Annotated in this window: 10 protein-coding genes; 4 read left to right on the forward strand and 6 right to left on the reverse strand. The window is 68.5% G+C overall.

Going from position 1 to position 12,239, the window contains the following annotated elements; genetic code table 11:
* Window positions 1-242 precede the first annotated feature (242 nt).
* Entirely contained in the window at window positions 243-728 is a 486-nt protein-coding gene (locus tag E0497_RS16185) for a hypothetical protein (protein ID WP_137725824.1), read from the reverse strand.
* A gap of 136 nt (window positions 729-864) precedes the next feature.
* On the reverse strand, window positions 865-1,206 hold the full coding sequence (locus E0497_RS16190; RefSeq protein WP_137725825.1) for a hypothetical protein: 342 nt from the start codon (window positions 1,204-1,206) through the stop codon (window positions 865-867).
* Between the two features lie 2,772 nt (window positions 1,207-3,978).
* On the opposite strand from E0497_RS16190, the gene E0497_RS16195 reads away from it, so the two are divergent.
* Together E0497_RS16195 and E0497_RS16200 are read left to right on the forward strand one after the other, a co-directional pair.
* On the forward strand, window positions 3,979-5,298 hold the full coding sequence (locus E0497_RS16195) for a hypothetical protein (RefSeq protein ID WP_137725826.1): 1,320 nt from the start codon (window positions 3,979-3,981) through the stop codon (window positions 5,296-5,298).
* A 920-nt stretch (window positions 5,299-6,218) separates the two neighbouring features.
* Window positions 6,219-6,995: a hypothetical protein gene (locus E0497_RS16200; RefSeq protein WP_137725827.1), complete on the forward strand. Its 777-nt coding sequence runs from the start codon at window positions 6,219-6,221 to the stop codon at window positions 6,993-6,995.
* Here the strand turns inward: E0497_RS16200 and E0497_RS16205 are convergent.
* Window positions 6,992-7,171, reverse strand: a complete 180-nt coding sequence (locus E0497_RS16205; protein WP_137725828.1) for a hypothetical protein — start codon at window positions 7,169-7,171, stop codon at window positions 6,992-6,994. The two genes, E0497_RS16200 and E0497_RS16205, sit on opposite strands and share 4 nt — an antisense overlap.
* A 643-nt stretch (window positions 7,172-7,814) precedes the next feature.
* Between E0497_RS16205 and E0497_RS20690 the strand changes: the two genes are divergently transcribed.
* Complete coding sequence (locus E0497_RS20690; protein ID WP_241665932.1) at window positions 7,815-8,243, forward strand: SHOCT domain-containing protein; 429 nt, start codon at window positions 7,815-7,817, stop codon at window positions 8,241-8,243.
* A gap of 71 nt (window positions 8,244-8,314) precedes the next feature.
* Here the strand turns inward: E0497_RS20690 and E0497_RS16215 are convergent, their stop codons facing one another.
* From E0497_RS16215 to E0497_RS16225, 3 genes are all read right to left on the reverse strand, one after another.
* Window positions 8,315-8,611 (reverse strand): hypothetical protein, encoded by a 297-nt coding sequence (locus tag E0497_RS16215; protein ID WP_137725829.1) that lies wholly within the window; start codon window positions 8,609-8,611, stop codon window positions 8,315-8,317.
* 70 nt (window positions 8,612-8,681) lie between these two features.
* Window positions 8,682-10,544 (reverse strand): hypothetical protein, encoded by a 1,863-nt coding sequence (locus tag E0497_RS16220; protein ID WP_137725830.1) that lies wholly within the window; start codon window positions 10,542-10,544, stop codon window positions 8,682-8,684.
* A 308-nt stretch (window positions 10,545-10,852) separates the two neighbouring features.
* Window positions 10,853-11,410: a hypothetical protein gene (locus tag E0497_RS16225; RefSeq protein ID WP_137725831.1), complete on the reverse strand. Its 558-nt coding sequence runs from the start codon at window positions 11,408-11,410 to the stop codon at window positions 10,853-10,855.
* Window positions 11,411-11,659: 249 nt separating this feature from the next.
* On the opposite strand from E0497_RS16225, the gene E0497_RS16230 reads away from it, so the two are divergent.
* Window positions 11,660-12,238, forward strand: coding sequence for a hypothetical protein (locus E0497_RS16230; protein WP_137725832.1), 579 nt, complete (start codon window positions 11,660-11,662; stop codon window positions 12,236-12,238).
* Window position 12,239 lies beyond the last annotated feature (1 nt).

Genomic DNA, 12,239 nt, shown 5'->3' on the forward strand with positions numbered 1-12,239 from the left:
CACTGCGCAGGTGCAGGGTGCGGTTGCACTGTCGCATCACCGATTCCGGGCCCCACCCGGCCACGAACCGGGTGGGGCCCGGACAGTTCTCCCCCTGGGGGAGTGGGGGAGACGACCAGAGACCACCCACCGCTGCCGCCGACGCGAGTGAGCCGGCGGCGGCTGCAGGTGCTGCCAGCGGTGGATCCCACCGCCGACACCACCAGGCGCGCCGGGGGATCCGTCCCGGCAGCGGCCAGGGGTCAGTGGGTGGCGGGCCCCTGCATCTGCCGACGCTGTTCCCGCACGCTGAAACACACCGCGAGATCACCGGCCGCCCGATCAGCCGCCTGCGTCTGATCCGACGCCCGGAAACGAGCCGTGGTCGCCGTCAACGCCGAGATCGCATCGTCGAGTTCGTTGTCGGTCATCGACTGGGCTGCCTGCGCCACCTGCATCCGATCCTGGATCCGGGGGAGCCGGGTCGACCCATGGAACACACCACCCCGCCCGGGCCGGCCGATGCCGGCGCACACCCACACCACACCGGCGACCGCGGCCACCATCGCTCCCGCTCCCGCGACACCGGTCATCGCCGCCGCCAACCTGTCCCCACCATCCGCGTCGCCGATCGGCGACAGGAGCATGTGGACCCCGGTCCCACCCGCGGCCACAACCGTGCTCATCGTCATCGCCAGCTTCGCGTACTCGCGTACCTGGTCACGCATCGACTGCCGCTCACCGCTCACCGCACAACCCCTCGTCACTGATCCGTTCGGCGGCAGTGTGCCACCCACACCCGACAGCACCACCTGGCCCCGCTCCGGGTGACGTCCGCGTAGATAGCCGCGGCACCCGCCCGCCGTCCCTATCTGGCGCCGGGCGTCAGAGCGCGGTGGGGCCACCCGCCTGCTGCCGGCCACCGAACACCGACAGGCACACCCGCAGATCCTCGACGACCCGCGTGGCCTCACCGGCCCGCCCCTCCACCAGCAACCGGTCCGCGGTGTCCGTGAGCGCCCGGATCGCCTCCTCGAGCTCCGCATCGTTCATCGACCGGGCCGCCCGCAACACCTGCATCCGCTCCCGCAGCCGCGAGGACCGGGTCGGCCCATGGAACACGCCGCCCGCCCCCGGCCGGCTGGTGCCGGCAAGCACCCACACCAGGCTCGCGGTCAGGCCCGCGGCCGCAGCCACCACCGCAACCCCGATCCCGGTCGCCGACACCGCCGCCAGACTGCTGGGGCTGTCCCCGCTGTCGAGCAGTGACGCAACGAGTCACACCGCGACCCCGGTGACTGTGACCGCCGGGCACGCCACCATCGCCGTCATCGCATACCGGCGCACCTGGCCGCGCGTCGACTGCTGTTCACCGTTCACCGTTCAACCCCCATCCGCTGATCCGTTCGGCCGCAGTGTGCCAGCCGCCGTTGACAGCGCAGCCCCCACCCGCCGCCCACACCCCGCAGCCCCCGGACAGCACTCCCCCTGGGGGAGCGGGAGACCCGCCGCCGGTGACCGCGCAGTCGACCGCGCAGGCATCCGCCTGTAGACCGCAGTTGGTGCTGAGGCCAAGCGGCGACACCACCCACCAGAGACCGGGGAGCCAACCCGCCGCCGACGGGAGACGCGGGCCCGTGGACCGCCGCCTGACCCCCAGACGGCACCCACGACCGACCCGCGCGACCGACCCGAGCCGGCGCCGGCCCGGGATCCCGCAACGCCGCCACCCGGACCGGCACCGCGCCCACCCGACGCAGCAGCCCGGCATACAGCTGCCGGCGGATCCGGAACCCGCCCCCGGCACCCGACTGTCGGACCGGCCGCACCCGATCGGGGATCGACGGGCAACCTTGTCCCCCTACCGGTCTCGCACCCACCCCGCAGCCGGCAGCGCCGAACCCCACGCCGGCGCCCGCCCGCCGCCGGCCGAACCATGAGCGGGCGCCGGCACGGTCGGCCCGGACAGGACTCCCCCAGGGGGAGTGGGAGAACGGCGGGGGAGCGGCGCCCGTGACCGGGCCCGGCCCTCGCACGCCAGCGGGGGAGCGGGATCCGGCTGCGCGGGTGACGCTCGGCCGCCTGGCTGGGATTGCCAGTGGCCGCGGGTGTCAGCTGTTGGCGCCGAGTTGGAATGGACCCCACCCGACACGGCCCGGCGGCGATGGTCTTCCCGGTGCTGTTGCGGCACCCACCCATCCGCCAACCCACCCCGGCCGCGCGCCCAGCCCGCCCCGGCCGCGCGACCCGAGCCATCCGCGCCCCGCGGCGGGTGTACCTGCCGGATGATCTGTCCCCCTTCACTTCCCGACCAAGCCCCGGCCCGTAACGCCGATCTTTGTCCCCCCCAGCCCGCACCCGCACGTGCAGGGAGCACCTGCGCATGCGCCGGGCTGCCCCGCACCCCCGCCCCGCCGCGCCGCCCGCATCACTTCCCTCCCCCCACACCCCCCTCAAACTCCCCCTCCCAACAGCCCGCCGGCCCTCCGGTTTTCGGATGCTCTCGTGGGGTGTGTTCTGCGTTCTGGTGGTGGGTTTGTGCTTGTGCGCTCGAGTTGGTGACGACACGGGTTCTGGTGATGGCTGCATGGGTGATCCGGCTGGGTGTGATGGCTGCGGTTTTCGGGGTGTCCGGGTAAGGGATGGCTGCGGTATCTGCTGCGGGCTCCTGCGGGTGTTGTCTGCGGGGTGCAGCGCACCCCGGCGGTGGTCCTGTCGGGTGGGTGTGTGACAGCCGATTCGGGGTGCAGGCTGCCCGCCCTGGGGTGGGTGCCCGACTCTGGTGGGCGGCCCCCTGTGGTTGCCGACGCAGACGGGGTGACCCCCGTCTGCGTCGGCGGCCGCGGAGCGGCCGCTGTCGCCGGCGGTGTGTTCGTCGGTGGAGGCTGCGCAGGCTGCTGCGGCCGGCCCCGGTGGCGGGGCTGATTGTGGTGCCGCCCCACCTGTCGCGGAGGCGGCCCAAGCGGTGGTGGTCGCCCCGCTGCGCTAGGCGTTCTCGGGTGGCAGTTGGGCGGCTGGTTGCGGGCGGGGGTTGTGGGCTTCTGTGGTGGTCTGCGGTGGGTGCCCGCGGGGTGGTGTCTGCGGCAGCTGCCGGTGTCGACGGCGCGGGTGGCTGCTGGTGTTGTCTGCGGGGTGGGTGGCCTGGTGTCGTGGGGTGGGTTGACGACCTGTTCCCGGGGCGGCCGGGGTCGACTGCGAAGAGCCCACCGGTGGCCGCTGCACGGGTGCCGGTCGGGGTGCCAGAGAACCGATCTCGGGGGGCTGGCTTCCACTGCGTTCAGCCCGGCGCCAGCCCCCCGGTGGCCCAGTCTGCTGCGCTCAGCCACGAGCCGTCACGACCCCTTGCCGGTCACCGCCTGGTGGGGTCGGCTCGGGCAGGCCACTACTGGCCGTTCACACCGCTGCACGCTGCCGCCCACGACACCATCCGGAAGGCTGCCGTCGGCGGCCGCCCGAAGGCGCGGGCCGCCCGTGGTCGACAGCGAAGGGGGATGCGCTGGAAGCTGCGCGGGCGACACCGCCAGCAGACGCCGCAGCACCCACCACCGCAACCAACCAACAGACGCGAGACACGACCGCCTAGCGCAGCGGCGCAACCACACGCAGACACCGGGTGCGACCGGGAGGTATCGGCCACCACCCCGACAGGACACGACAGTGGCTGCGAGCAAGCGAGCAACCACCAAGTGGCCTGCCTCGGGGTGAACAACAAGGTGGCCGACACCCCCGGCGTGCACGGAACCCCCCAACACCCGCCACGCACACAACCAACGCAGACAGCGAAGCAAATCTGCGGTGTGTGTGCCGTGCGGGTAGGGGGGTTAGTCGGGAAGTTTGGAGGGGGGTTGGGTGACAGCATTTTTCGGGGTTTTCTGCTGGTGTAACCGTTTTGAGGTATCTGTGTGTTGGTGTCGGCGGCTGACAGCATCACTGACAGCATTTTTGGGGTGGGTTCGGCTACGATCTTGGTGCCGGATCGGACGGATGGAAGGCGGGCTGGTGTCGGAGACGTTGGAGGAGTGGGAGCGGGAAATCCTGGCGACACCGGAGGTGCCGTCTCGGTGGCGGATGGCCCGCGCCCGCCGCTTCTACTCGGCGGATGCGGTGCCGGCGGAACGGCGGGGGAAGACCGGCCGGAAGGGTCCGTCGGGGTGGCGGCGGAAACCGGCCGACGAGGATCTGCTCGCGTTCCTGACCGTCCACGGTGTGGTGTCGATGCGGCAGGCCGCGACCTGGTTTTACGGCGGGGTGATGAACACGGCCCGGCAGCGAATCCGCTCGATGGAAGAGGCCGGGCTGCTGACCCGGAACCAGGATCAGCCGTGGGCCGGACCGATCCTCACCCCCACCCTGGATGGGCAGACGATCGGCCTCGAAGCGGTCGAGTTCCCCGTCTCGCATGCGTCGCTACGCGGGCACATCACGGTGCCGGCGAACCTGCTGCACCGGCTCCTCGTTTCCGAGCACACCCTCGCCGCTCGGGCCCGCGGCCGGCAGGTCATTTCGGAGCGGCAGATCCGGATGCTCGAGGCCCGCGACGAAACCGAATCCCACAAGTTTCTGCAAGCCGTCGGCGCCCACTACTCGCACGACGGAACCACCCCCGGGATCGTGCCGTCGACCCTCACCGTCACCGAATCCGGGCCGGCCGGAACGGTGATCGTGGGGGAACGGAAAACCTGGTTGGGTTTGCCCGTCTACACCGACTTCGATCACCGCACCGCCCCCTACTCGAGGCAACGGTCCGGGATCCGCTACCCCGACTTCATCGAAGTCCTCGACACCGGCGAACTGGTCGCCGCGGAGGTGGAGGTCGCCACCAAATCCGAGGCCCGCATGAGGATGCTCGTCGACGGCTACCGCGACTCCCTGCCGACCGTCGAAACCTACGTCGATGACACCGGCGCCACCGCCGCCCGACTACGTCGCGGACAGTTCCGGCACTGCCGGTGGATCACCTCACCCGAGGTGCGGGCGATGCTGCAAGGCACCACCAACTTCATCACCGGACACCACGAACCCGGCCTCCTACAGAAGGCCATGCCGGACGTGTACAAACCTGATTTCGACTGGACGAACCAGGACGATCGGCGGCCCGTCCGAGTGACCGCCGCGACCTCCGATGATCCCGGAATCCAGTACGCCCTCGACCAACGCGACCTCGAACCGCAGTACCGCTGCGACTACCGCACCTGGGGTCGTTGGCGGACCGTGTGGGAGGGTGTCGTCCCCGTCGAGAAGCGGGACGCGTTCACGTTCACGCGGTGGCTCCGATCCGGCACCAACCACGCCGACTGCCGGGTCGCCACCAGACGCTGAACCAAGCCCTGCGAAACGGTCGGCAACACGACGGTGACGGTGACGGCGGGAGGCTGCAGAAGCTCCTTCACCACACCCTGCGGGGCATCGTTTCAGGCCCGATCCAGTCGTGTTTCGGGATGCAATCAGGCCCTGATCCGAGGCCGAAATCAGCACGATCTCGGGGTGGAACACACCTGTTTTCGACGCCGCCACATGCCCGGAATCGGCTGTGATCGGCCCCGATTCCGGGTCGAATCCAACCCCCGGCCAGGGCGGCAGCGTAGAAATCCGCCGCCGAGACCACCGTCGACCGGCCACCCGTAACGTCAGGTTCCCTCGCGTGAACTGTCCTTGCGGCGGCAGTGGAGAGGTGGTCTCGCAGCTACCGTGCGGCCAGTTCACGCCGGCGGTCGACGTCGTGTCGCCACCCCGGAGGGTGGGTTTCGCGGCCCTCGTTTCGGTGCGGCCGGTGGCCAGGTTTTAGATGTAGTCGCCAGTAGTTGAGATGTGAGGAACGACGTATGCACCCCGCTGACGCCACCGACGATGACGCTGTCGCGAGACTTCGCCGACAGTTCGAGGAAGACGAACTTCCCCGCCATCACTTCCGGTCGGCCAGCATCCCTGACTATCCGGTCTTCAACGTCGAGCGGCTGCCTGAGGAGTTGCAACAGAAACTCGAACGTCGACGTGAACGCGGCTACAAGAACCCGCGAGCCATGACCGAAGAAGAGATCAGAGACTGGAAACGAACCGAGTCCATAGCAGCGCAGGACAGAATCCGCCGGTTCCAAACCGGCATCAAGTCAGAACCAGGAGAAGATGCGAAGGAACGACGGAGGCACGCCCAAGCCGAAATCCACCGCTACGGCGGGCCACTCACACTCCCACGGAGAGCGAAAAGCGAACTCGGATCCACACTCACCACACTCGCCGCCTTGGTCTTCTTCGGCACCGGCATCTGGCTCATCGTCGAACTGATCCGTGTCTTCGTCAACGGCGAGTGGAGTCGCGCCGTCATCACCCCAGGACTCTTCGTCTTCGGCTCACTCATGGTCGCGGCACTCATCCCCGACGACACCAGCGGCGACCTCACCGACGAAGACCTCCCACACATCGACCGCGCAATCGAACACATCACCCTGCCGTACAACAGCCAGGAATACCGGCTCGCCGAGTACGCCGCGGACCTGACCCAGCGGATCGCCGACAGCCCCGCATGGGCCAGCAACTTCCTCACCAAGCATCGGATCGAACTCGACTACACACAGGAACTACGCGAGATCGTCACCCACGCACACACACTGCGCTCGATCCGTACCGAACTCGGTGAGCCTCCCACCGGCAACAGTCACGACGCACTTCGCGCCCGCGACCACTTCGAGAAAATCGCGGCACCGCTCGACGTCGTATGGCTGGCCTTGGTCGAACGGGTAGCCGCACTCGAATCGTTCACACTTCACCTCGCCGCCCTCGACACCCAACTGGCGAACATGAAAGCCGTCGGCCGGGCCACCTTGTTGGAGGACAAGATCGGCGGGCTCCTCGCGAACGCGGTGAGCGACGAGTTCGCGGCCGAGCACACACGCTCGGTCACTGAACGCAGCCAGTACGCCTCGCTGTCCATCGAATCGACCCTCGATGCGCTGCGCGGTGACATCGCAGGATTGACCGCTCTCGCCCAATCACTTCCGGCGACGTACGAAGCGAACTAGACGTCGGCAGCAGCACGGCGCTGCTGCCGGCGGCTGCCCTTGCCGTCGTGGCGGCGGCGTCCCGGGATGCGTTGGGCGCGTCGGCGGAGCGCCAACTCGTGTTGCAGCCGCTCCGCTGTCAGCTTCCCAGGCCCGTGGATTCGGGTGCCGTCCCCACGGTCGATCGTCGTGGCCATCGTGTTCACCTCCCTGCTCGTCGATGCTGGTGCGACGCCACCGTAGACGCCGACCCCAGACCACTGCGGCAGCGCAGTCACCGCCTTGCAGCCATTGCTGAACTGCTGGTCCGGGTGCTGCGGCGTGAACAGGCACGCGAGAAGCCGAACACCCGAAACCGCCCCGATATGGTCACCGACGAACCGTGCAGCCGCCCCACCGTTTCCGCCCGGGAACACCAGCCGTCGGCAGCATCAACCCGGCCAGCCAAGGAGGTGCCATGACCTGCCGAACCAGCCCACACCATGCAGGCACCAGCACCGCCCACACCCCGCCGGCCACCGCAGCAACCTGCTGCAGCCAACACCACTCATCGGCAGACAGCAACACAATTACGACACCCCACAACCCGCCCCGGCAGCCCGATCGGAGCTGTTACCGGGATCGCGGCGCGTGGATCGGGCAGTCGATTTCACCGCTGACGGCGGCCCGGTAACAGCTTGGAACCGTCACCGGATGCCGGCTGTCAGGGTGGTTCTCCGGCTCCCGATGGGGGCCTGGGGCGCGGTCTACGTGTGATAATCGATCGCCCACTCCGGGCGCAGTTCATCACGCGAATCGAGTAGACGCATGGCCTCAACAACCCACCCTCTGGGGCGTGGCATGAACAGTGGAGCGTTCGGCAGGATCATCGAATACGACGATGGGACGGCGGCGTACAAGCGGCCGATGGAGTTCTCTCACGCGTTCCGGGTGAGGGTCGCTGACGTCACTGGGTTTTCGGTCGAGCGTGGCAAGAAGATGCTGCAGCGGCGTCTGCTGATCCTCGGCAACGGCACCACGCTCGCCACGGCCGACGTCGCGCACGGTGTTGCCGAGCAGATCGAGGGATGGTTCCGGGCGCACAAGGACTTCGGTGGTAACCGGGGTTCGTCGGCTGCGGCCCCGATCCACACCAGCCCTCAACCGGGTGGACAGTCCGGGCCGTCGCTGATCGCGGACGAGTTGATGAAGCTCGCGGGGTTGAGGGATCAGGGCATCCTCACGGACGCCGAGTTCGAGTCGCAGAAGGCGAAACTGCTGGCGCGCTGAGACCCAGCCGCTCATCCTGCGGACCCTCCTTGGCTGGCGCTCCGCCCCCCGGTGAGGTTCTTCTCCCCGTTCTACGGGCGGGGCCGCAGAAGTCTGCTGGCCGGCCCGAGAACGCGGTCGAAGGTGTCGTCGACGTCGTATGAACTGGCCAAGAGATCACGTAGCCCGGCCCGCGTGAGTTCGAGTTCGTGTGCCGCGGTGGTGGGTTCACCGAGGGTATCGACGTCGAGTTCCGCGGGGTCGAGGAGCGCGTATTCGCGGGCCAGATCGGTGAGGGCCCGCCGGGTGTTCCGGTGTGCCTCGAGTGCGTCCTGCAGTTGGTTGTACAGGTCCGATGGTTGCGTACTGCTGGTGTCGCTGATGGTCATGGCGGGCCTCGATTCCGGGTGCGGTGGCGGGATTCTCATTGTGTCGGATGCCCCCGACATCGGAGGTGTGTCAGCGGGTCGTACGGCGTGCGTCGACGGCGGCAACACGGTGCATCGCGGTCGCCCAATCACAGCGGCCGTCAGCGAACGTGGGGAACCGGCCGTACAGATCGCGGGCGGCGGAGGACGGTTTCGAGCCGGCCGCCGCGGTCCGCCATGCGATCTCCGCGCACCACCAGGCCCACACCATCGACTCGTGTCGGTAGCGAGTGCGGCGCCGTTCGAGGGTGCCGTGGACACCGAGGAAGGCGGCGACGCCGTGGTAGATGCGCTCACGGTCGACGGCCACATCCTGGTGGATGAGCCGGTGACGATGCAGGGCTTCCATGGTGGTGTCGAACTCGCCGATGCTCAGCCCGGTGGCATGCCGGAGGCGGGCTCGACTTGTGCCGGGGTGCTCGCGCAGCATCCAGTGCAGGCGGGCAGCAGCAGGACCGAGGACCGGATGCTGCCAGACATCCCGAGTGAGATGAGTCAGGTAAGAGCGGGCCCGATCAAGAGCATTCCCAAGCGGGGGTTCAGGGGGGTGGGAATCCTTGTGTCCATCCACTTGTAGTGTAGGGATACATAGGCGGTATGCGGCGGCTCGCGTGCCTGAGTGCGGGCGGGTGCGGATGAGCCAGCCGGTGTCCATCAGCTCCCGGACGGTGGCCGCCAGAACCGACTTCGTGGTGGCCGCGGCGACGGCCCAGCGGCGGATGTCGAGCTCGAAATCGGTGACGGTGTCGGCCCGGTACATCATGTCCGCGATGACGCTCAGGGCCGCCCAGCGGCGAAAGGCCTGAGCGGATCCACGGAAGAAGCCGTCGCGTTCGGCGGCGGTGAGGGCTGCCCGGACGTGGCTGCGGGCGTGACTGTGTGCGTCGGTGTCGGTGGTCGCGGGCGGTGCTGCGGCAGCGACCGCGAGGGCGCGATCCCACTGGTGTGCGATGTGCTCGGTCGGGTCAGTGCGGGGGGTGCGGCCGGTATCGGCGCGGGTGGTGCGCAGGTGCTCGAGGCCGGGCATGCGAGTGGTGAGGGCCGCGGTGGTGATGTCGTCGAGGGTCCAGTGTGCGTGGGCGGCGGAGAGCATCACCGACCATGCGGTGCGGGAGGTGTCGGCGCCGGCGGCGGGTGTGGCGTGCGCGAGCTGGCGGATTCGGTCGGGGAGTGCGCGTTTGGTGCCGGGGATGACGCCGCGGTCGTGGTCGATGACCCGCAACGCTTTCGTCAGTGTGACGGAATGAGGGTGGGTGTTTACACCTGGGTTGGCTGCGGTGTCGCCGCCCGCCCATGCGGTCAGGGTCTCGATCACGGTGGGGTCGGCGCCGTCGGTGGCCCATGCGAGTGCTTCGGTGGCGGGTCGGCCTGCGGTGCGCAGGATCTGGGAGTGGCCGCCGTGTCGGTGGGGGGAGCCGGGGGCGCGGGCACAGCCCGATCCCGGGTTCAGTAGCGGTGTGGCATCGAACACAGTCCCGCAGTGGCGGGTGAGGGCTTCGGCGAGGCGGCGGACGCGTTTCGCGTCGGCGGGTGCGGTGAGCCGGATCCACAGATGTCGGCTGTGGCGGCCACCGGATGCGCACAGCAGGTGGGGGATCTCGGCGCGCGTGAGCATGCGGCTCACCTGCTCGGCGGCCTTGCGGGCCGCACCCGGGGTCTTGCCGGGGCGGTCGTCGAAATCCATGCACAGCACGTGGAACTGGCTGTTTCGGTCGGCGAGGTGCAGGGCCCACGGGACGTCCGGGGCGGTCGCCGGCAGGCGCGCTGCAACGTACCGGTGATCCCCGTGGGGGTCGATGCGGATGGTGGTGCGCGGCGACCATTCCCGGACCGTATCGAACAGTTCCGTGGGAGAGATCGGTGTGTGGTTGTGGGTGTCGGCGGGTGCCGGCACGGGGGCTGGGGGCAGGGCGGCAGACGTCGGATCGGGCGCGTCGGTGGACGCGGGAGCAGGCGTGCTTGTACCCTGGACCTCACTATCCAAAGTGAGTCCTTTTCTGGTGGAGGGGACACCCCGTCGGGTCGCCGAGTTGGTAGCTCGGTTCCGACACCAATTTCAGATCGATGAACCCCCGTTTCCTGGCAGAGCGGGGGGTTCGTCATTTCTGGAGGCTGTCGCGTTCCCTGGCAGTGTGGTCTACGCGGGCCTCACCGGTGTGATCCCCAATGAAATTGTGCGGGCGTCGTCGTCGACGCGGGGCACTAGACCATCAGAGACATCACCCCCTGCTCAGATCGGGGAGCCGGCAGATCTGCCTTGCCGAGCATCTTGTCGGCAAGCGACGGATCGAGAGCGAGTGCATACATGCGCTCGAGTTCACCGCGGAAGGTGGCAAGGTCGTGGTGGCGCAGGCCAACGGTCAGCAGTGCTGAGAACGTGATCAGCATCGGCAGAGTGCACTCCTGCGAAAGAGCTTCCTGCAGTTCCCGGACGCGATCGACAACCGGAGTGGGGGCGCGGCCGAGCATGATCACGATGCTCGCCGACGTGTTCGCCGGATCGAACTGCACCTGCCCATCTGTGGTGGTGCGAGTCAGAGGCAGCAGCTCGTCGAGAGCAGATTCGACCTCCGCGGCGTGGCGCACACCGACCATCAAGATGGTGCCGACGACGTCGCCGAGCGGGGTGCGGGTCTCCGCCGCGATCGTGCGGATGATGAGGTCGGTGTCCGTCGTGACACGGGTGGAGACGAATGCGCGATCACCCTTTGACCGTCGCCCACGTGGACGACGGCCGGTGTTGCCACATGCTGTAGACATGGCAGGCCCCTCACGATTGTTCTTCATCTCCGATGCTGCTGACTGTACAGCACCGGTTGATCTTTACGGATAAGGTACGGCCTCCGGGAGGGTGGATGCGGCAGCGACACGCCCTTATCGGAAATGCGGACTGCGACTTCTGCCCGACTTTGCTACGCAGATTGCCCGCTCCACCCCGGCATCACCCGGAACTGGCCGTGCAATGATCCCCGCTATCGGAGACACCACGACCAGGAGGTCCGGTCACGCATGGGGACAGCACCCGACCGTGAGCAGCACGAAACCCGAAAACCCGCTGGCAGTACCAGCACTGCCGGGATCGTGGCCCTCGCGGTCCTCGCTCTCGTCGCCGCACTTCCGGGTGTTGCGGTCGCTGTCGCGTTCGCGATCCTCGCCTACGAGATCCGCCGCGTCCGCATCATCATGTGGGCTGGGTGGGCTGCCGCCACCGCGGTCGCCGGCATCGCCCTGGCCGGATTCTCGCCTGCCACATGGCTGTATTGGTCGACGTCATTCGCGACCCGCACCTGGTTGTCGCCGATCGCGGCTGGCTTCCCTGCAGACAGCACCGGCGTCCGCGGCTGGATGCACACCCACACGGACATGAGCTACCTCGAGGTCACCTGGACGCAACTGTGGTTCGGTGTGCCCCTGGGGTTCCTGGCGGCGATCGGCATCATCGTCGTGTTCCGTAGCCGGCCGCGTGCACTCCGCGGCCGTATCGAGGGCACCGAGCATTCCAACCAGCGGCCGGTCGGGTTCCTGGACCGTCGCCGCCGCACCGTCGAGCGGCGCAAGATCGCTGCCGGCCACTACACGGGGAGCTGAC

Source organism: Prescottella subtropica (assembly GCF_005434945.1).
GTDB lineage: Bacteria > Actinomycetota > Actinomycetes > Mycobacteriales > Mycobacteriaceae > Prescottella > Prescottella subtropica.